The sequence below is a fragment of the Roseateles sp. P5_E11 genome (assembly GCF_054049355.1).
Genome location: NZ_JBFUMO010000011.1, coordinates 1 through 21,118, shown reverse-complemented (window position 1 = coordinate 21,118; position 21,118 = coordinate 1). Strand labels below are relative to the sequence as shown.

The window sequence follows — 21,118 nt, the reverse complement described above, 5'->3', positions numbered from 1 at the left end:
TCAGCCGCAGCAGCGCGTGGCGCGCTCCGGCGCCGGCTTGGGGGCGCAGCTGCTCGGGCCGCAGCCCGACTTGGGCGCGGCCACGGCCACCACCGCTGCCGGGCCGCAGCAGCCGGACGCCTCGCCTTCGACCGCCAGGTTGACCGAGCAGACACCCGTCTCCGGCAGCTCCAGTTCGACCCGGTCCGCCGCCGTCAGGTCGCCCGCGATAGCGGCGACGACCGAGCGCGCCTGCTCGAAGCCCGTCGCCATCAGGAAGGTCGGTGCGCGGCCATAGCTCTTCACGCCCACGGTGTAGAAGCCCGGCTCCGGGTGGGCCAGCTCGCGGTGGCCATGCGGGCGCACCGTGCCGCAGCTGTGCAGGTTCGGGTCGATCAGCGGCCCCAGCGCTTCGGTGGATTCCAGCCACGGGTCGAGCTTGACGCGCAGCTCGCTGGCCATTGACAGGTCGGGGCGCTGGCCGGTCGCACAGATGATTTCGTCGACACCGTCAACGACGACGGGCTGCTGTTTCGGGTCCAAACCGCTGAGGCGCAGCTGCCCGCCCACGCGCTCGATCCGCGTGATGCGCAGGCCAGCGAAGAACCCCAGTGCACCGCCATCGTGCAGCCGGCGCAGCGACGTGCCCAGCGCGCCGCGGGCAGGCAAGGCGTCCGCGTCGCCACCGCCGAAGACGCGCTGCAGCGTCGGCGTGCGCACGGCCCAGGCCAGGCGCGTGCCGGGCGACTGCCTGGCCAGTTCGGCCAGCGCCAGCAGCGCATTCGCGGCCGAGTGGCCGGCGCCGACGACCAGGGTGCGCCGGCCCTCGTAGCGCGCCCTCTGCGCGCCCGTCACGTCCGGAATGCCGTAGAAGATCTGCGCCCCTGCCTCGGTCTCGCCGATGGCGTGCAGGCCGTTGGCGCCGACCGGATTGGGCTGGTTCCAGGTGCCGGTTGCGTCGATGACGGCGCGGGCGCGCAGCTCGTGCACTTCGCCGCCTTGCTCGTAGCGGATCAGGAAGGCAGCCTGGTCGCGCCCGGCGCTCTTGACCTTGTCGAAACCCTCGCGGCTGATGGCCACGACGCGTGCGCCGAGCTTCAGCGCGGCAGCCACCTGGGGCAGCGCTGCGAAGGGCTTGAGCACGCGCTCGACCACCTCGCCGGCCTTGGGCAGCTCGGCCGCCGGCGGCGCTGTCCAGCCAGTGGGCAACAGCAGGCGGGCCATCGCGGGGTCGACGTCGAACTGCCACGGCGAGAACAGCTGCACATGGCCGTAGTCGACGAGATTGGCGCCCACCGTCGCGCCGGCCTCCAGCGCGACAAACGGCAGGCCGCGCTCGATCAGCTGGGCGACCGCCGCCAGCCCGACCGGCCCGGCGCCAAGCACCGCGACCGGCAGCGGGCCATCGGCGACCGGCGCTTCACGCAGCACCAGCGTCATCAGCGCCGCGCAGGCCGGGCAGGCACCCTGGAATTCGGCCGAGGCCTTCAATGCGGCCGGTGCGTCCTCGATCTTCATGCGCTTGAAGCCGTATTGCGCGAAGTACTCCGGCGCCGTGACGGTCAGCAGATAGAGGGCCGCGATGTCGCGCGAGCGGGCTTCCTGCAGCAGCCGCTCGACGAGCAGGCGCCCGATGCCCTGCTTGTGCAGGCCCGGGGCAATGGCCACCGAGCGCAGCAGCGCGATGGTTCCGGCGACGTGGCCGTAGACCTCGGCGCCGGCACAGCCGACGAGCTCGCCGTTGCTGATGGCAAGCAGATAGGTGGGCAGGTGCGCCTGCGCGCCCTCGGTGGGCAACTTGTTCGCCAGCAGCAGGGCTTCGATGGCGGGCCAGTCGGCGGCGCCGGCCTGGCGCAGGGAGGGGGTGTCGTTCAACAGCATGGTTTGGAATCCTGGATGGGCTCCTTCAGCACTTGGGGCGGCAGGCAGCAGGTCGCGGCCGGGTCTTCGCGCAAGGCCTTCAGGAGCGTCAGCAAAGAGGTCTCGACGGCGGCGCGTTCGCGCTCGCTCAGGGATGCCAGCAGCTGCTGGGCATGGTCGTCGAGGGTCTGGTTCAGCTCACGGACGGTGCGTTCGCCGTCGGCGGTGAGCGTGACGAGCCAGCTCCTTGCGTCGAGCGGGTTCGGCTCCTTGCTCACCAGCCCACGGGCTGCCATGGCTTCCACGGCACGCGACACCCAGCTCTTCTCCAGGCTGACCCGCGTGCCCAGTTCCGACAGCGGCAGCGGCCCGGAGCGGCCCAGCTCGGTCAGCAGATGGCATTGCGTGCTGGTGGTGCGGCAGCAGTCGGCCACGACGCGCTGGGCGCGGGTGTACAGGCGCGCCACTTCGCGCAACAGGCTGCCGGGGGCGGACTCGGTCATTTGGGTGTGTATAGCAACTATCCGGGCGCATGTTGAGGTCCGCTTTGTTCGTTGTCAATAGCAACTACCTGGGTCAAAAAGGCGGGGCTCGCAGCCCCGCGCGTTCAAGTCACGGTCAGGCCGCGCGTCGGGCCGTGACCTCGGCGGCCGTGCTTGACAGCACGCGGTTCACCGCCACGGCCATCACGGCGCCCACCAGTTCAGCAACGACAAAGCCCGGTGCACTGGCGGGCGCGATGCCGGCGAAGCTGTCGCTGAACATGCGGCCGAACACGGCCGCCGGGTTGGCGAAGGAGGTCGACGCGGTGAACCAGTAGGCCGCACCGATATAAGCTGCCACCATGGCCGCAACGCGCGAGCCCGGCGCGCGCAGGATGACGAGCACGAGGCCGAAGGTCGCGACGCCCTCCGCGACCCACTGCCCCGTGCCGGCGCGCAGCTTGGTCGAGAACTGCAGCACGCTCATGTCGAACATTGCGTGTGCCAGCCACGCGCCCAGCATTGCGCCGGTCAGTTGTGCGGCGACATAGGGCAGCAGGGCGGCGACGGGCAGCTCGCCCCGCCAAGCCATCACGGCGCTGACGGCGGGGTTGAAGTGAGCGCCGCTGACTGGGCCGAAAACCTCGATCAGCACGTACAGGCCGCCGACCGTGGCCAGCGTGTTGGCCAGCAGCGCGAGGGCCACGTTGCCGCCGGACAGGCGCTCGGCCATGACGCCGGAGCCGATGACGACGGCCAGCAGCAGGGCCGTGCCCAGGGCTTCGGCGAGGAGTCGGCGAGGCAGGTTCATGCCTTCGAGATCCCGACGAGGGCTTGCTGCAGCTCGGCCTTGCTCATCGTGGCCAGTGGCAGGGCCAGCAGTTGCAGGAGCCGAAAGCCGATGGCCTGGCGCGTCAGCTCGAAGGCGCGGCGCTTGCCCTCATCGCCGCCCTCGGCATTGGAAGGGTCCGGGTAGCCCCAGTGCACCTTGACCGGCTGGCTGCCGCTGCCACCGAAGAAGACCGGGCACTGCTCGGCGGCCGCGCTGTCGCAGACGGTGATGACGATGGACAGCGGTGGTGCGCCGTCCTGGCTGAATTCATCCCAGCTCTTGCTGCGGTAGCCCGAAATATCGACGCCGGCGTTGCTCAGCGCCTCCAGCGCAAAGGGGTTGATGCGGCCACTCGGGGCGCTGCCGGCGCTGTGCGCCTGCACGTCGCGGCCGAGCTTCTTTGCCCAGTGGTTCAGCATGCCCTCGCTGAGCACGCTGCGGGCGGAGTTGTGGGTGCAGAGGATGAGGACGTGGGTGGTCATGGCGATCTCAGCAGCAGGATGCCGTGCCGCTCGGCACGACGCAGGTGGCGCCCTGGCAGCAGTTTTCGGTCAGATAGCCCAGCAGCGAGTTCATGCTGTCGTATTGGGCGCGATAGATCAGGTTGCGGCTGGCGCGCTCCTGGGTCACCAGGCCCGCGTTGACGAGTTCCTTCAGATGGAAGGACAGCGTGGCTGGTGCTACGCCCAGCCCCTCCTGGATGGCGCCGGGTGTCAGCCCCGCATCACCGACGACGACCAGGGCGCGGAACACCCGCAGGCGCAGCGGCTGGGCCAGGGCGGCGAGGGCCTTGATTACAAATTGCTCGACGGCTTGTTCATCCATACTTCCATTATTATCGAATCATGGATTGAAGTGCAAGCGGTCCGGCAATGCCGGCGCTCAGCGAAGGGATTGGATCTTTGTCTGCTGCGCCTCGAACTGCCGCGCCACAAAGCGCCAGACCATGCGTGATGCGTCCGGCCCGTTGGCGTCGCTGAAGCGCTGGCGCGCCGCGCCGCCGCTCCAGGCGTGGCCCAGTCGGTCGACCTCCACCAGCGTCGCCACCACCTCGCGCGAGCGCTTGAACTGCGTCACCCGCATCGGGTAGCGCTTGCCGCGGCGCTGTTCTTGCGCCGGCTCCTGGTGCGCGCCGGCCGCCTCGGACCACATCAGCGCCGCAGAACCGGCGTTGCGGGCTGATACGACGCGGTCCGCGTCACCGTGGATGACCATCAGCGGCGGCCAGTCGTGGGCCGAGCCGGGCGGCAGCGGCTGGCGCCGTCCCTGCATCGCACCGACGGCCGAGACCGGCGAACTCGCCGTGCCGGGCGGCACGCCCGAGTGCATGACCAGGGCCTTGAAGCGCTGCGGGTAGCGCGTGGCCAGCAGGGCCGCCATGCTGGCGCCGGCCGACAGGCCGGCCACGGCAATGCGCTCGCGGTCGGCCGTGTACAGCATGCAGACCTGGTCGACGGCCTTCATGATCCAGCCGGCCTCGGCGAAGGCGCGGCCCGACTGTGTGTCGAACCAGTTCCAGCAGCCCTGGGTGTTGCACAGCCGTGGCTGCTCGGGATAGAGCACCAGGAAGCGCTCGCGCGTGGCGACGGCATTCATGCGCGTGCTGGCGGCAAAGCTCTTGGCGTCCTGGTGGCAGCCATGCAGCATGACGAGCAACGGCAGCCGTTCGCCGAAGCGCACGCTCGCGGGCCGGAACAGGTAGTAGCGGCGCGGCCCGTCCGCGGCCATCACCAGGCCCATCAACCAGCTGCCCGCGCTGGACGGCGGACGATGGCGCTCGCGCAGCGGCTGGGTCGCCCGCTTGAACAGCGCGGCGTTGCGGTTGAGCAGCGCCGACCACGAGGGCTGTTTCATCCGCCGGCGCTGTCGTTTGGAGCCTGGGCCAGCTCCGAGGGGTCGGGATGCTCGCGCAGCAGAGCGTTCAGCTGGTCGATCTGCCCGCACCAGTCACCATCGTCCTGATGCCATTGCTCGCGGATGAAGGCGACCTGGCTGGCGTTCCAGAACGGGGCCTCCGACAGATTCAGCGTTTGCGGCAGCGGCCGGTGCAGGCGGATGAACTGCTTTATTTCGGCCGGCGAATCCGGCAGGCCGAGCTGGCAGAACAGGGCCTGCATGTCATGGTGGGTGGTGGTGTCCATGGCGGATCCTCTTTCAAAGGGTTTCAAGGCGGAAACCGTGAGGCTTAGACCTTAGATGTCGGCGCCGCTGCGCGGTGTCAGCCGACACCCCGTCCACGACGGTCGTCCCTGTCAGCCGAGGCCCACACTGCCGGCTGTCACCCGCTGACAGACTGGCGGGAACAGCGCACCTACGGTCATGGGATTGAAGACTGCAGGAGGTCGCGATGACCTGGAATGAATTCATTGCGCGCATGCAGGCCGCTTGGCCCGATGTGGGCTGGACCGACGTGTTGCCCGCCGTGCTGGCCGGCGCCTTGACCATCGTCATCATCAAGGTCGGCCTGCGCTTCGTCGTGCAGCGGCTGCGCAAACTGTCGCAGCGCACCAGCAGCACGCTGGACGACGGCCTCGTCAGCGTGCTGGAGCGCACCAATGGCGCGCTGATCTGGGTGGTGGGCCTGCTGGTCGGGCTCAACATGCTGCCGCTGGACGACCGCTGGCATGACCGCGTGTCGCAGCTGTGGTTCGCCGTCGTGGCCCTGCAGCTCGGCCTGTGGGCCCAGCAGGCGGTGGCGCAGGTGCTCGCGGCCCAGCAGACGCGCCATGGCGGTAYGGCGGCGCTCTCGGCCTCGGCCACCTTGCTCAGCTGGGGCTTGCGCGGCGCGCTGTGGGTGGTGGTGGTGCTGGCCGTGCTGTCCAACCTGGGCGTCAACATCACGGCCTTCGTCGCCAGCCTGGGTATCGGCGGCATCGCGCTGGCGCTGGCCGTGCAGAACATCCTCAGCGACCTGTTTGCGTCACTCGCCATCGCGGTGGACAAGCCCTTCGAGGTGGGCGACTCCATCACCGTCGGCGACGTCACCGGCACGGTGGAGCGCGTGGGCCTGAAGACGACGCGCATCCGCAGTCTGGGCGGCGAGCAGATCGTCATGTCCAACGCCGAGCTGCTCAAGCGCACGGTGGCCAACTTCAAGCGCCTGCAGACGCGTCGCGTCGCCTTCACCTTCGGCATCACGTCCGATGCGTCCGCCGATGACGCTGCCGCGGTGCCGCCGTTGGTCAAGGGGCTGATCGACGCCGACCCCAAGCTCGAACTGGTACGGGCCCACTTCAAGGGCTTCGGCGAGAACTCGCTGAACTTCGAGGTGGTCTACCGCGTCAACGATCCCAGCTATGACGTCTACATGGACCACCAGCAGACGCTGAACCTGGCGCTGATGCGCGAGCTGCAGCAGCGCGGCATCCGTCTGGCGTTCACCACCAACACCGTCAACGTTGTCGGCTTGCAGTCACCGGCGCCGGCTGGCCCGGCGCCAACGCGCAAAGGCGCCTCGCCCGACGCGCCTGACATCGTGCCCGCCGCGGCAGGCTGAACTTTGTGATCCACAGCGCCGCCGCCGGCCCCGAGTTGCTGACGGCGGCCATTGCTGCGCTCGTTCTGGTCGCCATCGCCGGCGCCCTCTACACCCACCGCCTCGGCCTGTCGCATCTGCTCGTCTTCATGGCGGTTGGCATGCTGACCGGCGTGGATGGGCCGCTGGGCCTGCCCTTCGACGACCACCGGCTGGCCGTCACCGTCGGCAATCTCGCGCTCGCCCTCATCCTGTTCGATGGCGGCCTGCGCACGCGCTGGAGCGAGGTGCGCCGCGCGATGCTGCCGGCCAGCCTGCTGGCCACGGTAGGCGTCGCGATCACGGCCGCCATCGTCGCGGGAATCGCGAAGGCGGTGCTGGACATGCCGTGGACCGAAGGCCTGCTGCTGGGCGCGGCGGTCTCGTCCACCGATGCCTCCGCCGTGTTTGCGCAGTTCGCCGCCAGCAAGCTGCGCCTGGAGCCGCGCCTGGCGGCCACCATCGAGGTGGAGTCGGCGCTGAACGACCCCATGGCCATGGTGCTGACCATCGGCCTGATCGCCTGGTTGATGCCCTTCGGCCAGTCGGGCGACGCGCAAGTGAACAGCCTGGTCGACCTGCTGCCCCTGCTGGGCGAGCAGCTCGGGCTGGGCCTGCTCGCCGGCGTACTGGGCGGCCTGCTGGCCGCATGGTGGGTGGGCAAGCTGCCCATCACAGATGACCACGACGGGTTGACGGCGCTGCTGATGGCGGCCCTGGGCTTCCTGTTGTTTGCCGTCACCAACCGTTGCGGCGGCTCGGGCTTCCTGGCTGTGTATGTGGCCGGCCTGCTGGTGCGCCACCGTGCCGAACGCGTGGCGGCGATGAGCCTGCCCGGGCTGAACGGCTACACGTGGCTGGCCCAGGCGGTGCTGTTCCTGCTGCTGGGCCTGCTGGTCACGCCGCATGAGGTCCTGCGCCTGATCGGCCCGGCCCTGCTGCTGGCGGCCGGCCTGATGCTGGTCGCGCGGCCCGCCGCGGTGTTCCTGTGCCTGGCGCCGCTGGGCTTTGGCTGGCGGGCGCAGTGCTTCGTGGCGTGGTCGGGCCTGCGCGGCGCGGTGCCTATCGTGCTGGCCACCTACCCGGTGCTGGCCGGCCTGCCGAACGGCTGGCGCTTCTTCGACGTGGCCTTCGTCGTCGTGCTGTTGTCCCTGCTCATCCAGGGCCCGACGCTGGCGCCACTGGCGCGCTGGCTGGGGCTTGATCAGAGTGAGCGCTAGGCTACCGGCGCCAGCAGGTTGGCGTCACGCGCCAGCTTCCAGCGGCCGCCGTCCTTGCGCAGCAGCGTCAGCGTGTGCCCTTCGCGGCGTGTCGGCGGCGAGCCATCCGGCGGCGTGGCGGTCACGCTCAGGCGGGTGCGCATGAAGGCCCAGTCGCCCAACACCTGGAGCTCCAGCATTTCGCTGTGCCCGTCGAACTTCGGCGCCTTGCCGCGTGCCTGGCTCTCGGCGGCCTTGGCGAAATCGCTCTTGGTCATCGGAGCCCGGCCGGGCGTCAGGAAGACGGCGTCATCCGTCATCAGTGCGAGCACGGCCTGGACATCGCCCTCGCGCGTGGCGGCCATCCAAGTCGTCACGAGATCACGGATCTCTTGTTCATCGGCTTGCATGTCACCACCTTAGCGCCACGGCGGGCGCTCGCTGTTTCAGGTTGTGCCGGCCAGGGAGTCCGCCTGCGTGACAAGGCTGCCCGGCGGCACGCTGCGCGTCAGCCAGACATTGCCGCCAATGACGGCGCCGCGGCCGATGGTGACGCGGCCCAGCACGGTGGCGCCGGCATAGATGACGGCCTCGTCCTCGACGATGGGGTGGCGCGGCTGGCCCTTGACGAGATTGCCGTCGCCGTCGGTGGGGAAGCTCTTGGCGCCCAGCGTGACGTTCTGATAAATGCGCACGCGCTCGCCGATGACGGCCGTCTCGCCGATGACCACGCCGGTGCCATGGTCGATGAAGCAGCCGCTGCCGATCGTGGCACCGGGGTGGATGTCGATGCCAGTGTCGGCATGGGCCAGCTCGGCGACGACGCGGGCGATCAGCGGCAGGCCGAGCTTGTAGAGCTCATGCGCGAGGCGGTGGCTGATCAGGGCGCGCACGCCGGGGTAGCACAGCAGCACCTCGTCGACGCTGCGCGCCGCCGGATCGCCCTGGTAGGCGGCGAGCACGTCGCTGTCCAACAGCACGCGCACGCCGGGCAGGGTGCGCAGGAAGCGAGTGGCCAGCTCGGCGGCATCCTGGCTGGGTGCGTCATCGCCACGCTGGCGGGCCTCGTGGCGCAGCTCCAGCGCGGCCTGCTGGCGCAGTGTTGCCATGGCGGTGCCGATGGTGTGGCCGACGTAGAAATCCTCGTTCTCGGGCTGCAGCGTTGGCGGCCCCAGGCGCATCGGGAACAGCGCGCCCGACAGGCACTGCACCATGCCTGCCAGCAGCTCGCGCGACGGCAGCTCGCGGCCGTCGCCGCCGCGGCGGTGCGCCTCGCGCCAGCGCCTGCGTTCGTCACGCAAGGCCTCGACGACAGCCTGCAGTTCATCACCGGGCGCGGGCGTTGACGGAGGAGTGAGGGCTTGGGTCATGGCGGGCGCCGCGCAGGCGGTTGGCAAGGGCGGCCAGTATAGAAATCCACCGTTTCCCCACGAGGGCCAGGGCCGCCGTCACGGCCAGCATGGCCGCCATGTGGACGGCCACGGCCGCCAAGGCCAGCAACAGCGAGCCCGAGGCAGTGATCTCGCGGGCCGGTGAGGCACTCAGGCATAGCGGCACCAATGCTGGCACCAGCATCATGCCGCTGCCATGGGCACTGGCCACCAGGCAGGACCACAACGCCAGCCCGGTCTTGGCGCGCCGCAGCGCCAGCGCCAGCAGCAAGAGCAGGCCGCACAGCAGCTGCCCGCTGCCCATGGTCCCGCCCAAAGCCACCAGCACCGCCACACCACCGACGGCGCCGGCATGGCCGAGCGCGATCGGCAGCAGGGCGCGGCGCGCGTCCCTTGAGCAGGCGGCCAGGCCCCAGCCGGTGGCCGGGTTCAGGCCGTGCAGGGCGCCGGCGCCGGCCAGGGCCAGCCAGGGCCAGAGGCTGGTGGCGCTCATGGCTGTCAGGCCTTGGCGCCGCCGCAGCAGGCTGCCGCCGCGGGTGCTGCCGACTCGTAGCGGTCATGGTGGCGCACCCACTCCATCGTGTAGCTCAGGCCCGCCTCATCGCGGCCCCTGGGTGTCAGGTCGATCAGGTTGTACGTGCCCATCATCACTTCGACGCCACGGCCGAAGGTCGAGTAGGTGTGGAAGACCTGGCCGTCGTCGTCCTTGCAGAAGATGCTGATGCCGGGCGCCTCTTCATTCGGGAAGGGTGTCATGTGGAAGTTGTAATAGACCTCGCCGTCGACCCGGTCCGCCGGCGTGAAGCTGACGTGGAAGTCGCGGTTGAAGTCGTTGCCGTTGGACGAGGCCCAGGCGAATTGCCAGCCCATGCGGCGCTTGAAGGCCTCGAGGTCGGCCAGCGGCGCGCGCGACACCGCCAGCAGCGCAATGTCGCGCTGGGCCAGGTGGGGTGCCATGCTGTCGAGGTGGTCGGCCATGAAGGAGCAGCTCTTGCAGCCCTGCTCCCAGCCGGGGCCGAACATGAAGTGCTGTACCAACAGCTGGCGCCTGCCCTGAAACAGCTCGCTCAGCTTGCGCGGGCCGGCCGGCGTGTCGAAGACGTAGGCGGCATCGTCCAGGCGCACCCAGGGCAGGGTGCGGCGCTCTTCGGCGACCTGGTCGCGCAGGCGGGTCAGTTCCTTCTCGCGGGCGAGCAGGTTCTTGCGTTCGGCGATCCAGAGATCGCGGGTGACGACAGGATGAGAAATGGGGGCGTTCATCAAAGGCTCCTTGGGTGGGTGAAGGCAATGCAGCGGCTCCACCCGGGGTTCGGGTGAGTTCTGCTCAGGGGAATTCAGTGGTTAAGCGCGCTTGGGTCGGCGCACAGCGCGGACCTTGCCGGTGCCGCCACCACCGGCGTAGAACAAGTCGGCGCCGTCGGATTCGAGGCCGCTGACATTGGTGCCGGCGGGCATCTGCAGGCTTTCAAGCACGCTGCCATCGGCGGGGTCGATGCGGCGGATCTCGCTGGCGTCGTCCTCCCAGGTGCCGTGCCAGAGTTCGCCATCGACCCAGGTCACGCCGGTCACGAAGCGGTTGGACTCGATGGTGCGCTCGATGGCGCCGGTGGCGGGGTCGATCTGGTGGATCTTGCGGCCGCGGTGCTGGCCCACCCACAGGCTGCCCTCGGCCCAGGCCATGCCGGAGTCGCCGCCCTGGCCCGGCGCCGGGATGGACGCGACGACGCTGCCGGTCGCGGGGTCGATCTTGTCGATGCGGGCCTCGGCGAGCTGGTAGAGGTAGCGGCCGTCAAAGGCCGTGCCGGCGTCGCAGGGGCGCTCGATGCGCTGCTGGGCCTCGCCGCTGGCGGGGTCGAAGGCGACCAGGGCGGCGCCGGTGGCGGCCCAGACGCGCCGACCATCGTGGGTGACGCCGGCGACGCTCTTGCCGCCTTCGAAGGGGCCGTATTCGCGGACGATCTCGGCGGGGTGGATCACGGTGTTCATGGTTTGCTCCTTGCGATGGGCGAACCTTAGCCAAGCTGCAGCGCGGCGGGGAGTAACAAGATCGTCGTGAATCCGGTCAGCGGCGGCGCCAGCCAGCGCCGCGAGCGCGTCTGGCCGATGGCGCGCACGCGGCCTGCGGCCTCCAGTTCGGCCAGCTCGCGTTGCACGGTGCGCTGGCTGGCGTCCAGGGCCAGGGCCAGGGCCGAGGTGGACCAGGCGGCGCCGTCGGACAGCAGGGCCAGCAGCTCGCTGGCCTCGCCTTCCATCGGTGGCGAGAGCACGGCCACCTCCGGAGCGCGCAGCGAAAAACCGCGTGCGGTCGCCTCGATGCCGGCGACGGGCTTGACCAGGGCACGCAGCCTTCCAATCTCGACGCGCAGCCGCGCTCTATGGGTTTCGTCGACTTCGCGGATGCGAAAGGCGCGGGCAATCAGCGTGTCGCGCTCGGCCTCGCCCGGCCAGGCCTCGGCGAGGGCCCGCAACAGCGTGAACAGGACGGGGCGGCGGGCGAGTGGCACGCGCAACTTCCCGGCACTCAGCGCGTGGCGGCATGCGTCGACGACGACGGCGCCCGAGTCCATCAGCGCGGCCACCTCGTGCAGGCGCAGCGGCTGCCAGGCGCCGGCCACGAGCCGGCGTGCGGCGGTGTGGTCGAGCACGGCAGCTGCGTCGGCGGCCTCGGCCATCAGCGCCGGCACGCCGGCCCGTGCGGCAGCGTCGCGAGCGCGTGCGAGGGCGGCGTGCACCTCGGCCATGCGCAGCGAGCGCAGCGCCAGTTCCGCGCCGGCCAGGGCGGCCACGGCAGCGGGCAGGGGTGGCAATGCCTGGTCGTCAAGCGGCGCAAGCAGGGCTGCCGCGGCATCGAGTCGGCCCAGCAGCAATTGCCGCCGCGCCGCGATCAGTCGGGCCTGCAGCGCGTTGACGCGGTCGCCGCGCGTTTCGAGCGCGGCCATGGCGGCCTCCAGCGCGCGCGGTGCGGCGCTGAAGTCGCGCATGGCCAGCGCCACCTCCGCCTCGGCGACGACGCAGCGCGCCCGTGCCGTGGCCTCCTGCGCGCCAAAGCCCTGGGCCGCGCGCCTGAGCAGCTCGCGCGCCCGGGCCAGCTCGCCGAGCTGGGCCATCGCGATGCCGCGCAAGGCCAGCGCAGGCGGGTCCTCGCGCAGCGCGACGCGCTTCAGTGCCGCCAGCGCGTCACCCGCGGCCAGCGCGCGGGCAGCGGCGGAGATCAGCGAGTCCATGGACTAGCGCGGCGCGAGCAGCAGCAGGTCGCCATTGCGGTCCTCGGTGATCCACAGGCGGCCTTGCTCGTCCTGGTCGACATCGACCGGCGCGCCCATCGGGTGCTTGCCGGCCTGGGCGCTCCATCCCACGATCAGCGGCAGCGGCTCGCCCATGGGCTGGTGTTTGCCATCGAAGCGCCAGGCCATCAGCCGGTGGCCCGTCGGCTGGTAGCCATGCCAGGTCATGACGAGGCTGCCCTGCCATTTCGCCGGCCCGGCCTTGCCGTAGAACAGCATGCCCAGCGGCGCGGCATGCGCCGGCAGCAGCTTCACCGGTGGGGTGAAGTCCTGGCAGCGGCGCGCGCCGTAGCTGCTGTCCAGGATGTCGGCGCCGGTGCAATGCGGCCAGCCGTAGTGACGGCCGGGTTCGACGCGGTTGAGTTCATCGGGCGGGCTGGCCTTGTCGTATTTGTCGCCGGGCAGGCTGTCGCGGCTGTTCTCGGCCTGCCAGAGCTCGCCGCTGTCGGGGTGGAAAGCCAGCCCGACGGAATTGCGCAGGCCCCACGCGAAGGGCTGGCCCTCCCATGCGCCGCCATCTTTCGGCGTGAACTTCCAGACCGCCGCCAGCGGCGCCTTGCCGCCCGTCTGGCCGCAACCCTGGGCCGTGCCGGCCGCGACACCGTCCATGGCCTCGCAATGGTCGCTCGGCGCGCCGTAGTTGACGAAGAGGGCGCCGGCGGCGTCGACGGCGAAAGACTTGAGCGGGTGGCGACCCTGGGTGGGCAGCTCGGTGACGAGGGGCTGCAGCCGGCCCGCGGGCAGTTCGACGCGGCTGATCCGGTGCGCCTCGGCCAGCAGCACATGGCCCTGCGGATCCTTGCGCAGACCGTGCGGGYGGTCCAGGCCCTTCAGCAGCACCGTGACCTTGAAGGGCTGGCCCGGCTCGCGGGTCAGCTCCAGCAGCCGGCCATGGCCGGAGTTCCAGTTGCCCATGTCGGTGACGAGCAGGCGGTTGGCACTGAGCGCCAGCACACCGCGTGGCCGACCCAGGTTGGAGGCGGCCAATGCGAGGCAGAACTCGGGCGCGACCTTCAACGAGGTGATGGCGGGCAGGCCGTCGCATTGGCCCTGGGTGCGATAGGCGGGCGGCTCGGCCCAGACGGGTGCGGCGACGGCAGCGGCCAGGGCCCAGGCGGCGCGAAGGGTGAAGCTCATATGGCCATTGTGTCGGTCGCCGCATTGATACAGCACGCCGCACGGCACCGCGCGCTGTAGCTTCACGTCCCGGCCGCCGGGCGCTGCAATGGCCCCATGAACGAGATGCTGCCCTTCGCCACCTACTGCCTGCTGATGTCCAGCACCCCTGGCCCCAACAACATGATGCTGGTGGCCAACGGCGCCCACTACGGCTACCGGCGCACGCTGCCGGCCATCCTGGGCACCAACACCGGTGTGGCCGTGCTGACCTTCGCGACCTGTACGGGCCTGGGTGCCGTCTTCACGGCCTGGCCGGTGCTGCACGAAATGTTGAAGCTGGCAGGCACCCTCTACATGCTGGTGCTGGCCTGGAAGCTGGCCGTGGCGCCCGCCGCCAATGGTCGGCCACCGGAACGGGTCGGGTTCGCGGAGGCCGCGCTGTTCCAGGCGGTGAACCCCAAGAGCTGGATCCGCGCGGTGACGGTGGCGTCGGTCTTCATGCCGGCACAGTGGAGCATCGTCAGCGGCGCCTTGTTCGTCAGTCTCACGGGCGCCCTCATCGGTTTCCCCTGCGTCTCGATGTGGGCGCTGTTCGGCGTCGGCATTTCCCGCTTCCTGTCCAGCCCGGCGCGCCGCCGCGCCTTCAATGTCATCATGGCCACCTCCCTGGTTGTGCTGGCCCTGATGCTGCTGCGCTGATGTTTTCTCTGGACCGCGACTCCCCGACGCCGCTGGCCGACCAGATCGAGCAGCGCCTGCATGCCTTGATTGCCAGCGCCCAGCTGCCGCCCGGGGCCCGACTGAACTCCATCCGCCAGCTCGCGTCGCGGCTGGGCGTCAGCCCCAACACCGTCGTCGTCGCGTACGACCGCCTCGTCGCTGCCAGCCTCATCGACTCGCGCGGCACGGCCGGCTTCTTCGTCGCCGAGGGCCCGGCGGACGCCATGCCTGACCTTTTGACTCAGGCGGCGCGCGTGGAAGCCGGCGAGGAGCAGGAGGCTGTCTGGCTGGCCCAGCAGGCGAACGACCAGAAGGCCGGCGTGCTGCTGGCCAGCAGCGGCGCGCTGCCGGCCACCTGGCTGGAGGATGCCATCCCCGCGGCCGCCGTGCAGCGCGGCCTGGCCCGCGCCACGGCCGGCATGGCTTCGCGCTGCCCGCCGCAGGGCCTGCCTGAGCTGCGCGAGCGCATCGCGATGCTGCTGCGCAGCCAGGGCGTGGCCGTGGATGCCGGCCGCATCCTGACGACCTATGGCGGCACCCAGGCCATCGACCTGATCTGCCGCGCCTTCCTGCGCCCGGGCGATACGGTCGCCGTCGAGACGCCGGGATATTTCCTGCTCTTTGACCGCCTGCGCCAGGCCGGCGTGACCATCGTGCCGGTGCCGCGACGGCCCGACGGCATCGACCTGGAGGCGCTGGACGCCGCCTGCACCGAGCACCGCCCGCGCCTGCTCTTCATCCAGAGCGTGCTGCACAACCCCACCGGCTGGGGCAGCACGGCCGCCAACCTGCACCGGGTGCTGATGCTGGCCCAGCGCCACGACTTCCTGATCGCCGAGGACGACGTGCAGGGCCACTTCCACCCCGGCGCGCCGACGCGGCTGGCCCAGCTCTCGGGGCTGGACCGCGTCATCTACTACTCCAGCTTCTGCAAGGCCATGAGCCCGGCGCTGCGCCTGGGCTATATGGCGGCCGAGCCGGCGCTGCTGAAGGCGCTGATGCGCGAGAAGATCATCTCGGTGCTGACGACGGCCGCGCTCAACGAATACGTGCTGCTGGAAGTGCTGGCCGCCGGCCGCTGGCGCAAGCACCTGGACCGCCTGCAGCAGCGCCTGGCCGCGGCCCGCGCCGCGGCAACGCTGCAGCTGCGCCAGGCCGGCGTGCTGCTTGAGCATCCGGGCGAGGGCGGCCTGTTCCTGTGGGGCACGCTGCCGGCCGGCGTCGACGTGGACAACGTCGTGAAGGAGGCTTTTCGCGCCGGCATCCTGCTGGTGCGCGGCGCCACCTTCGCGGCCGATGGCGCTCGCGACTCGCACATCCGCTTCAACGCCGCCTTCAGCCAGCAGCCGCGGCTGGCGCAGTTTCTGCAAGATCAGCTCAGTGCGACGACCAGCGCGCAGCGGGTGTTGGAGCGGGCGCGCGGGCAGCGAACAGCGATTTGAAGGGCTGGTAGCGCGCTGGGACGCAGAACGTCTGGGTCATGACCAGACTGAGTCGGCTCATGCGACCTTTGCTTCTATCCAATGTGTCAGACCTGCCTCCAAGGCGAGTTCGCCTAGCCGTTCGGGCAGGAGCAACTCGACATGGTCAGGCAGCCGGTCGTAGAAGCGCAGCTCCGGTGTCGGTGTGTGAACGACGAAATACACCCGGCGATAGTTGTCCTTGGAGAAGCTCTTGATGGTTTCTTCCAGATCTCGCACACCAGCCTGTGACTTCACCTGCACGACGTACTTGGAGCGAGTCAGCGGCTCAATAAGTTCCAGGTCGAGCGCCTTCGCCTGCTGGCCGAGCACACTGTTTCGAATCCAGCCGGCATGTCGGAAAACCATATCCGCCAGCGTCTCGAAGTCTTTCCAATGCAATTCGCAAATGGCTCGCGAGAGCGAATTGGATAGGTCGGCGCGAGAAAGGGCTATTGAGGATGACAGTGGGCTCCGTTCGCCGGTCAGAACCCGGGTCAGCAGGCTTTTATCAGTCACTCTGCAGACGGTGCCCCGAAACGCCTGCAATTGCGCCAGACGGCCGGGCAACTCGTTTGCGAACAAGGTCTTCTCGCCACCGACGTCGGACCATCCTGTGGTGCGGCGGAACTTGGAAATCTCATCCTGTTCAACTGGCCCCGGAAGTAGCCGAGTCCACCACATCTTGGCTAAGTGGAAGGTCACCCAAACGTCATTTGGGCCGGAGTTCGTGATGTCCTGCAGGCGGTTCAGGTCGGTTGTACCGACGCCCAATTTTCCTTGGCTTTCAAGGCGCAGTTGCTGCTCAATCAGTTCCCAACGACCCGCGTTAACGTCTTCGATGCTTTGATTGCGCCAGCCCAAACGAAGCTTGTTGCCGGCAATTGCACTTGACTCCCATTCGCCCCCGCGTCCCAGTTTGATGTAGTACGCCTGCTCAATTTTCATATCACGTAGCCTCCCGATCGGCGGGCAGGATAGCGATGCGTGCAGTTCGGGCGCCACATCGTCGAACGTGCGGACTAGATGAGGACGGCTTGGCCCACGCTCACCACATCACCGACGCGGATGGCGCCGCCCTCGAGGATGCGCGCCGTCATGCCGCCATGGCCGCGCATCGCCGCATAGCCGCCCGGGCCGATGACCTCCTCCATGCGCGAGCAGGGGGCGCAGGGGCCGACGATCTCGATCAGCGCTGCGCCGACGCGGACCTTGGCGTTCTTCAGCGTCAGCAGGTTGATGCCGGAGATGACGAGGTTGCGGCGCAGGTCGACCGGGTCGATCGGGCCGCTGCGCGCAAATGCCGCGATCAGCGGCAGGTGCTCCAGCTGGATCAGCGTGACCTGGCGCGTCGACAGCTCGGCCTCGCCGCGCTGGCCGAGCCGGTCGTCGGCCAGGCCAATGCCGGCCAGCGCCGTCGTCTGCTCGATGCGTCGGGCCCGGTCGCGCGGTGCGCCGCGCACGATGATGGTCTCGACGCGGCCCTGGATATGGGCCGGCGGCGTCATCAGGTCGCGCATGGTTTTCATGGATACACCTTAGCCCGGCTTTGGTCCGCATAGTTCACGGATGCGCGGCACGGGGCAGTCAAGTCTCGTCCGGTCACGCCCGAAGATGCTCTCAAGGAGTGTCTGCCGTGCTGAGACGTCTTTTTTCCACCTTTGCTTTTGTGTGTGTCGCGCTGTCGCAGACCGCTCACGCCGCCGATCTGACCGCCCTGGAAATGCGCTGGCTGCAGGGCATCACGCCCGTCATTGCCCATGCTCGCCAGGCGCTCGCCCTGCCGGTGGACATCGTCGTGCAGCCCCAGGCCGAGCCCGGCACGGCGCCGCTCGCGCTGGGTTTTGTCGATGGCCGCTGCAAGCTGGTGCTGTCGATGCGCGGCAACCCCGAAGGCCAGCGCCAGATCGACGCCCTCGACCCCGCGTTGCGCGGCCCTGCCCTGGAGCTGATGGCCGCCCATGAACTGGGCCATTGCCGCCGCTATCTCGATGGCGCCTGGCATGGTGTGCCGGCCGGCTTCGTCGCCGCCAAGCCCCCGGACGGCCTGGCCGCGGATCTGCAGCAGGCCTGGCTGGCCATGCGGTCCACGCGGCGTGAGGAAGCCTATGGCGATCTCGTTGGCCTGGCCTGGGCGCAGGCGCGCCACCCCGCGCTGTATGCCAGGCTGCATGCCTGGCTCGTGGCGGAACGGTCGACCGACCTGATTCCCGGCAGCCACCACGACACGCTGGACTGGTTGGCCCTTGTCCGCGACCCGGCCATGCTGGACGGCCGCACGATGTTCGAGGCCGCCGACCGCGTCTGGGCGCGTGGTCTCAGGGACTGAGCTGACGCTGTTCTTTCCCGGCTACGCCTGCCACACCGCGTAGCCCGCCTCACGCAGGCCGATGGCGAGTTCCACTTCCATGTCGCGCGCCGCGTCGTAGGGCATCGGGTTGTAGAACTCGTAAAGCTCGGGCATCAGGCGCATGCCGTACTTCAGGACGAAACGATTGGCCTGCACGCCGGCCATGTGCCTGTCAAAGCGCAGATCGGGGTCCAGGCCCGTCATGCCAACGTACAGGCAGGGCTTGACGATGTCATGGCCGGGGTTGGCCTTGCGAAAGGCTGGCTCGTTCCAGACGCGTTCAGACAGCAGCACGACATAGACGTGGTGGTGATCGCGGCGTTGTCGGCGTGGCATGGCACGGCGGATTGTCTGGCGACCCCACGATGGCAAAAAAGCCCGGCGACCCTTGGGCCGCCGGGATTGAACGCCTTGGCGTGCACCTCACACCTGGCAACGGCGACCCGGCATGATACTGTTGATTTAAACAGTATTTTGGGTGCCGGAAACGTGGCGAAGTCCTCATGCTTGATGACGCCCCACTCAACCTGGGCCTCGCCAACCTTCGGTGCCTTGGCTAAAACCGCCATTCGAAGTTGCAGTCTGAGGAAGTCACATGAATGCTCAACACGCTTTCGTATCGCTGCTGCTGTTCGCCGCGCTCGTCGGCCTGGCCTTCCTGGGCCTGTCGTTCGGCCATGCCCTCAAGCACCATGACTTGGCCCTGTGGGGGCACCATCCCTTGTTTGGATCAGGCATGGCGTCGCTGATCACCGCTCTGCTTGGCGGCATCTTCTTGTTCGGCCTGGGCCGCTCGCCGCACGACCGCAAGCAATAGCAGCGGCGCTGCGGCCGACCTGGCCCATGCATCGGCCCAGTCGCTCGACCCGTCGGAGGAGATCGAGGTCAGCTTCATAGCGCAGGCGGCCATCAGCGGCGACATCGAGGCCGGGCGGTTCTCGCAGGCGCTGCATGTGGCGTCGTTCTATCGCGCCGTGGGTCATCTGGCGGCGCGCTGCGAGCCTTAGCCCGTCTTTCCAGCGGGCCAGCCGCTGGCCCCGCTCGCCCCACCATTCACCCCAACGCGCCTGCCAGGCGCGCAGCGCCGTGGAATGCTGGTGCTCATCCAATGACCCAGGGAGTTCACGTTGCTTCGTAGACATCTTCTTCAAGGCGCAGCGGCCATGGCGGCGCTGCCGTTGGTCACCCATGCACAGGGCCGGGCGCGGCGGCGCAAGCGGCCGACGGACCCGGACTGGCCCGACGCCGCGCAGTGGCAGCGGCTCAAGGACGCGGTGGGCGAGCGCCTGTCGGCCGTGGAGCCGCTGATGGCGCCGTGCGCGGCCAGCCCCGTCGCGGCGGCTTGCGGCGTGCTGATGAAGAACCTGCGCAACCCGTTCTTCGTGGGCGACCAGGCCGGGGGCACACAGGTGTCGGGCTACCTGGACGCGTGGACGCCAGCGGCGAGTGCCTATGTGATCAAGRCCGGCAGCACGGCGGACGTGGTGGCGGGCGTGAACTTCGCGCGCGAGCACAACCTGCGGCTGGTGGTGAAGGGCGCGGGGCACAGCTACCAGGGCACGTCCAACGCGCCGGACTCGCTGTTGATCTGGACGCGGGCGATGAACGAGGTGACGTTGCACGACGGCTTCGTGCCCAAGGGCTGCGAGGGCAAGGTGGCGCCGGTGCCAGCGGTGTCCGCGCAGGCGGGCGCGGTGTGGATTGACCTGTACCACGCGGTGACGACATTGGCTGGCCGCTATGTGCAAGGCGGTGGCTGCACGGACGTGGGCGTGGCGGGGCTCATCCAGAGTGGGGGCTTTGGCAGCTTCTCCAAGGGTTTTGGCACGGCGGCGTCCAGCCTGTTGGAGGCCGAGATCGTGACGGCCGATGGGCAGGTACGCACGGTCAATGAGCGGTCAGACCCTGAGCTGTTCTGGGCGCTGAAGGGCGGAGGCGGTGGCAGCTGGGGCGTGGTGACGCGCGTGACGCTGCGCACGCACGAACTGCCGCAGCACTTCGGCGCGGCATGGGGCAAGTTCAAGGCCCGCGACGACGCGGCCTACCGGCGCCTCGTGGCGCGGTTCGTGGACTTCTATGCCGACTCACTCTTCAACCCGCACTGGGGCGAGCAGGCGTCGTTCGGGCCGGACAACACGCTCAAGATCTCCATGGTGTGCCAGGGCCTGGAAAAGGCGCAGGCGCAGCAGGTGTGGGCGCCGTTCTTCGACTGGGTGAAGGACTCGCCCGAGGACTTCAGCGTGGTGGAGGAGCCCGGCGCGTGGGCGGACGATGCGCGCGGCTGGTGGAGGATGGAGGGCAACGGCTCCATGATCCCCGACACGCGCGAGGGCGCGCCCAAGCACCACGGCTGGTGGAAAGGCGACCAGGCCCAGGTGGGCGCCTGGCTACACGGCTATGAGTCCCTCTGGCTGCCCGCCGCGCTGCTGCAGCCCGGCGAGCGCGCCCGCATGGTGCAGGCGCTGCTGGACAGCACACGCCACAAGCACCTGGACCTGCACTTCAACAAGGGCTTGGCCGGCGCGCCGCCCGCGGCACTGGCCAGCGCCGCCAACACGGCCACCAACCCGGCGGTGTGCGAGTCGTTCGCGCTGGTCATCATGGCCGACGGCGAGGCGCCCGCCTACCCGGGCCTGGCCCGCACCCCGCCCGACCTGACCAACGCGCACCGCAACGCGCGCGCCATTGATGCCACCGCCGCCGCGCTGCGCCGCGTGGCGCCGAGGTCAGGCTCCTATGTGTCGGAGAGCAACTTCTTCAACGCCGACTGGCAGCGCGAGTTCTGGGGCGCCAACGCCGCGCGGCTGCGGGCCGTGAAGGCGCGGTACGACCCCGATGGTCTCTTCTTCGTGCACCACGGCGTGGGCTCGCAGGCGTGGAGCGCGGACGGGTTTGTGCGGGTTTGAGGATTGAGTTCTGCGCATGGTC

25 protein-coding genes are annotated in these 21,118 nt (G+C 69.4%); 8 read left to right on the top strand and 17 right to left on the bottom strand.

Going from position 1 to position 21,118, the window contains the following annotated elements; genetic code table 11:
* From arsN2 to ACXJKR_RS01895, 7 genes are all read right to left on the bottom strand, one after another.
* Complete coding sequence (gene arsN2, locus ACXJKR_RS01925) at positions 1 to 1,860, bottom strand: arsenic resistance N-acetyltransferase ArsN2 (protein ID WP_457320278.1); 1,860 nt, start codon at positions 1,858 to 1,860, stop codon at positions 1 to 3.
* Positions 1,851 to 2,342 (bottom strand): MarR family winged helix-turn-helix transcriptional regulator, encoded by a 492-nt coding sequence (locus tag ACXJKR_RS01920; RefSeq protein ID WP_056191549.1) that lies wholly within the window; start codon positions 2,340 to 2,342, stop codon positions 1,851 to 1,853. Before ACXJKR_RS01920 ends, arsN2 begins: the two co-directional genes overlap by 10 nt.
* 115 nt (positions 2,343 to 2,457) lie before the next feature.
* On the bottom strand, positions 2,458 to 3,132 hold the full coding sequence (locus ACXJKR_RS01915) for an aquaporin (RefSeq protein WP_457320276.1): 675 nt from the start codon (positions 3,130 to 3,132) through the stop codon (positions 2,458 to 2,460).
* Positions 3,129 to 3,635 (bottom strand): arsenate reductase ArsC, encoded by a 507-nt coding sequence (locus ACXJKR_RS01910; protein ID WP_457320274.1) that lies wholly within the window; start codon positions 3,633 to 3,635, stop codon positions 3,129 to 3,131. Before ACXJKR_RS01910 ends, ACXJKR_RS01915 begins: the two co-directional genes overlap by 4 nt.
* Before the next feature lie 7 nt (positions 3,636 to 3,642).
* The gene (locus tag ACXJKR_RS01905) at positions 3,643 to 3,978 is read right to left on the bottom strand and encodes an ArsR/SmtB family transcription factor (protein ID WP_056191556.1); all 336 of its coding nucleotides are present in this window, start codon (positions 3,976 to 3,978) and stop codon (positions 3,643 to 3,645) included.
* 57 nt (positions 3,979 to 4,035) lie between these two features.
* A complete protein-coding gene (locus ACXJKR_RS01900) occupies positions 4,036 to 5,007 on the bottom strand; it encodes an extracellular catalytic domain type 1 short-chain-length polyhydroxyalkanoate depolymerase (RefSeq protein ID WP_457320272.1) in 972 nt (323 codons plus the stop codon).
* The gene (locus ACXJKR_RS01895; protein ID WP_457320270.1) at positions 5,004 to 5,294 is read right to left on the bottom strand and encodes a DUF2789 family protein; all 291 of its coding nucleotides are present in this window, start codon (positions 5,292 to 5,294) and stop codon (positions 5,004 to 5,006) included. Before ACXJKR_RS01895 ends, ACXJKR_RS01900 begins: the two co-directional genes overlap by 4 nt.
* A 206-nt stretch (positions 5,295 to 5,500) precedes the next feature.
* Between ACXJKR_RS01895 and ACXJKR_RS01890 the strand changes: the two genes are divergently transcribed.
* Together ACXJKR_RS01890 and ACXJKR_RS01885 are read left to right on the top strand one after the other, a co-directional pair.
* Entirely contained in the window at positions 5,501 to 6,649 is a 1,149-nt protein-coding gene (locus tag ACXJKR_RS01890; protein WP_457320268.1) for a mechanosensitive ion channel family protein, read from the top strand.
* Positions 6,650 to 6,654: 5 nt separating this feature from the next.
* Positions 6,655 to 7,887: a potassium/proton antiporter gene (locus ACXJKR_RS01885; RefSeq protein ID WP_457320266.1), complete on the top strand. Its 1,233-nt coding sequence runs from the start codon at positions 6,655 to 6,657 to the stop codon at positions 7,885 to 7,887.
* Here the strand turns inward: ACXJKR_RS01885 and ACXJKR_RS01880 are convergent.
* From ACXJKR_RS01880 to ACXJKR_RS01850, 7 genes are all read right to left on the bottom strand, one after another.
* The gene (locus ACXJKR_RS01880; RefSeq protein WP_457320265.1) at positions 7,884 to 8,276 is read right to left on the bottom strand and encodes a YybH family protein; all 393 of its coding nucleotides are present in this window, start codon (positions 8,274 to 8,276) and stop codon (positions 7,884 to 7,886) included. The genes ACXJKR_RS01885 and ACXJKR_RS01880 overlap by 4 nt on opposite strands.
* Positions 8,277 to 8,312: 36 nt before the next feature.
* Positions 8,313 to 9,236, bottom strand: coding sequence for a serine O-acetyltransferase EpsC (gene epsC / locus ACXJKR_RS01875; protein WP_457320263.1), 924 nt, complete (start codon positions 9,234 to 9,236; stop codon positions 8,313 to 8,315).
* Complete coding sequence (locus ACXJKR_RS01870; protein WP_457320261.1) at positions 9,193 to 9,750, bottom strand: hypothetical protein; 558 nt, start codon at positions 9,748 to 9,750, stop codon at positions 9,193 to 9,195. The genes epsC and ACXJKR_RS01870 overlap by 44 nt, the downstream gene beginning before the upstream one ends.
* A 5-nt stretch (positions 9,751 to 9,755) precedes the next feature.
* Positions 9,756 to 10,517 carry a DUF899 domain-containing protein gene (locus tag ACXJKR_RS01865; RefSeq protein ID WP_457320260.1) on the bottom strand — a complete coding sequence of 254 codons (762 nt, stop codon included), beginning with the start codon at positions 10,515 to 10,517 and terminating at the stop codon, positions 9,756 to 9,758.
* 81 nt (positions 10,518 to 10,598) lie between these two features.
* On the bottom strand, positions 10,599 to 11,243 hold the full coding sequence (locus ACXJKR_RS01860; protein ID WP_457320258.1) for a Vgb family protein: 645 nt from the start codon (positions 11,241 to 11,243) through the stop codon (positions 10,599 to 10,601).
* Between the two features lie 26 nt (positions 11,244 to 11,269).
* Positions 11,270 to 12,481, bottom strand: a complete 1,212-nt coding sequence (locus tag ACXJKR_RS01855; protein ID WP_457320256.1) for a helix-turn-helix domain-containing protein — start codon at positions 12,479 to 12,481, stop codon at positions 11,270 to 11,272.
* A gap of 3 nt (positions 12,482 to 12,484) precedes the next feature.
* Positions 12,485 to 13,678, bottom strand: coding sequence for a PQQ-dependent sugar dehydrogenase (locus ACXJKR_RS01850; RefSeq protein ID WP_457320254.1), 1,194 nt, complete (start codon positions 13,676 to 13,678; stop codon positions 12,485 to 12,487).
* 96 nt (positions 13,679 to 13,774) lie between these two features.
* On the opposite strand from ACXJKR_RS01850, the gene ACXJKR_RS01845 reads away from it, so the two are divergent.
* Both ACXJKR_RS01845 and ACXJKR_RS01840 read left to right on the top strand, forming a co-directional pair.
* Complete coding sequence (locus tag ACXJKR_RS01845) at positions 13,775 to 14,359, top strand: LysE family translocator (RefSeq protein ID WP_457320252.1); 585 nt, start codon at positions 13,775 to 13,777, stop codon at positions 14,357 to 14,359.
* Positions 14,359 to 15,822: an aminotransferase-like domain-containing protein gene (locus ACXJKR_RS01840; protein WP_457320250.1), complete on the top strand. Its 1,464-nt coding sequence runs from the start codon at positions 14,359 to 14,361 to the stop codon at positions 15,820 to 15,822. Before ACXJKR_RS01845 ends, ACXJKR_RS01840 begins: the two co-directional genes overlap by 1 nt.
* Positions 15,823 to 15,879: 57 nt before the next feature.
* Here the strand turns inward: ACXJKR_RS01840 and ACXJKR_RS01835 are convergent, their stop codons facing one another.
* On the bottom strand, positions 15,880 to 16,788 hold the full coding sequence (locus tag ACXJKR_RS01835) for a hypothetical protein (protein ID WP_457320248.1): 909 nt from the start codon (positions 16,786 to 16,788) through the stop codon (positions 15,880 to 15,882).
* A gap of 74 nt (positions 16,789 to 16,862) precedes the next feature.
* Entirely contained in the window at positions 16,863 to 17,369 is a 507-nt protein-coding gene (locus ACXJKR_RS01830) for an MOSC domain-containing protein (protein ID WP_457320246.1), read from the bottom strand.
* Positions 17,370 to 17,476: 107 nt separating this feature from the next.
* On the opposite strand from ACXJKR_RS01830, the gene ACXJKR_RS01825 reads away from it, so the two are divergent.
* Positions 17,477 to 18,169, top strand: a complete 693-nt coding sequence (locus ACXJKR_RS01825) for a hypothetical protein (RefSeq protein ID WP_235531777.1) — start codon at positions 17,477 to 17,479, stop codon at positions 18,167 to 18,169.
* 21 nt (positions 18,170 to 18,190) lie between these two features.
* On the opposite strand, the gene ACXJKR_RS01820 is transcribed toward ACXJKR_RS01825, so the two are convergent.
* Complete coding sequence (locus ACXJKR_RS01820) at positions 18,191 to 18,526, bottom strand: hypothetical protein (RefSeq protein WP_457320244.1); 336 nt, start codon at positions 18,524 to 18,526, stop codon at positions 18,191 to 18,193.
* A gap of 259 nt (positions 18,527 to 18,785) precedes the next feature.
* On the opposite strand from ACXJKR_RS01820, the gene ACXJKR_RS01815 reads away from it, so the two are divergent.
* The 3 genes from ACXJKR_RS01815 to ACXJKR_RS01805 all read left to right on the top strand — a co-directional run bounded on the left by ACXJKR_RS01815 (position 18,786) and on the right by ACXJKR_RS01805 (position 21,096).
* Positions 18,786 to 19,007, top strand: a complete 222-nt coding sequence (locus ACXJKR_RS01815) for a hypothetical protein (protein ID WP_056191584.1) — start codon at positions 18,786 to 18,788, stop codon at positions 19,005 to 19,007.
* Positions 18,952 to 19,197 carry a hypothetical protein gene (locus tag ACXJKR_RS01810; protein WP_457320242.1) on the top strand — a complete coding sequence of 82 codons (246 nt, stop codon included), beginning with the start codon at positions 18,952 to 18,954 and terminating at the stop codon, positions 19,195 to 19,197. The genes ACXJKR_RS01815 and ACXJKR_RS01810 overlap by 56 nt, the downstream gene beginning before the upstream one ends.
* A gap of 156 nt (positions 19,198 to 19,353) precedes the next feature.
* Positions 19,354 to 21,096: an FAD-dependent oxidoreductase gene (locus tag ACXJKR_RS01805; RefSeq protein WP_457320240.1), complete on the top strand. Its 1,743-nt coding sequence runs from the start codon at positions 19,354 to 19,356 to the stop codon at positions 21,094 to 21,096.
* Positions 21,097 to 21,118 lie beyond the last annotated feature (22 nt).

Bases quoted from the DNA above. Each gene is read 5' to 3' on its own strand.
- arsN2 (WP_457320278.1), bottom strand. From the start codon at position 1,860: ATGCTGTTGAACGACACCCCCTCCCTGCGCCAGGCCGGCGCCGCCGAC.
- ACXJKR_RS01920 (WP_056191549.1), bottom strand. From the start codon at position 2,342: ATGACCGAGTCCGCCCCCGGCAGCCTGTTGCGCGAAGTGGCGCGCCTG.
- ACXJKR_RS01915 (WP_457320276.1), bottom strand. From the start codon at position 3,132: ATGAACCTGCCTCGCCGACTCCTCGCCGAAGCCCTGGGCACGGCCCTG.
- ACXJKR_RS01910 (WP_457320274.1), bottom strand. From the start codon at position 3,635: ATGACCACCCACGTCCTCATCCTCTGCACCCACAACTCCGCCCGCAGC.
- ACXJKR_RS01905 (WP_056191556.1), bottom strand. From the start codon at position 3,978: ATGGATGAACAAGCCGTCGAGCAATTTGTAATCAAGGCCCTCGCCGCC.
- ACXJKR_RS01900 (WP_457320272.1), bottom strand. From the start codon at position 5,007: ATGAAACAGCCCTCGTGGTCGGCGCTGCTCAACCGCAACGCCGCGCTG.
- ACXJKR_RS01895 (WP_457320270.1), bottom strand. From the start codon at position 5,294: ATGGACACCACCACCCACCATGACATGCAGGCCCTGTTCTGCCAGCTC.
- ACXJKR_RS01880 (WP_457320265.1), bottom strand. From the start codon at position 8,276: ATGCAAGCCGATGAACAAGAGATCCGTGATCTCGTGACGACTTGGATG.
- epsC (WP_457320263.1), bottom strand. From the start codon at position 9,236: ATGACCCAAGCCCTCACTCCTCCGTCAACGCCCGCGCCCGGTGATGAA.
- ACXJKR_RS01870 (WP_457320261.1), bottom strand. From the start codon at position 9,750: ATGAGCGCCACCAGCCTCTGGCCCTGGCTGGCCCTGGCCGGCGCCGGC.
- ACXJKR_RS01865 (WP_457320260.1), bottom strand. From the start codon at position 10,517: ATGAACGCCCCCATTTCTCATCCTGTCGTCACCCGCGATCTCTGGATC.
- ACXJKR_RS01860 (WP_457320258.1), bottom strand. From the start codon at position 11,243: ATGAACACCGTGATCCACCCCGCCGAGATCGTCCGCGAATACGGCCCC.
- ACXJKR_RS01855 (WP_457320256.1), bottom strand. From the start codon at position 12,481: ATGGACTCGCTGATCTCCGCCGCTGCCCGCGCGCTGGCCGCGGGTGAC.
- ACXJKR_RS01845 (WP_457320252.1), top strand. From the start codon at position 13,775: ATGAACGAGATGCTGCCCTTCGCCACCTACTGCCTGCTGATGTCCAGC.
- ACXJKR_RS01840 (WP_457320250.1), top strand. From the start codon at position 14,359: ATGTTTTCTCTGGACCGCGACTCCCCGACGCCGCTGGCCGACCAGATC.
- ACXJKR_RS01835 (WP_457320248.1), bottom strand. From the start codon at position 16,788: ATGAAAATTGAGCAGGCGTACTACATCAAACTGGGACGCGGGGGCGAA.
- ACXJKR_RS01830 (WP_457320246.1), bottom strand. From the start codon at position 17,369: ATGAAAACCATGCGCGACCTGATGACGCCGCCGGCCCATATCCAGGGC.
- ACXJKR_RS01820 (WP_457320244.1), bottom strand. From the start codon at position 18,526: ATGCCACGCCGACAACGCCGCGATCACCACCACGTCTATGTCGTGCTG.
- ACXJKR_RS01815 (WP_056191584.1), top strand. From the start codon at position 18,786: ATGAATGCTCAACACGCTTTCGTATCGCTGCTGCTGTTCGCCGCGCTC.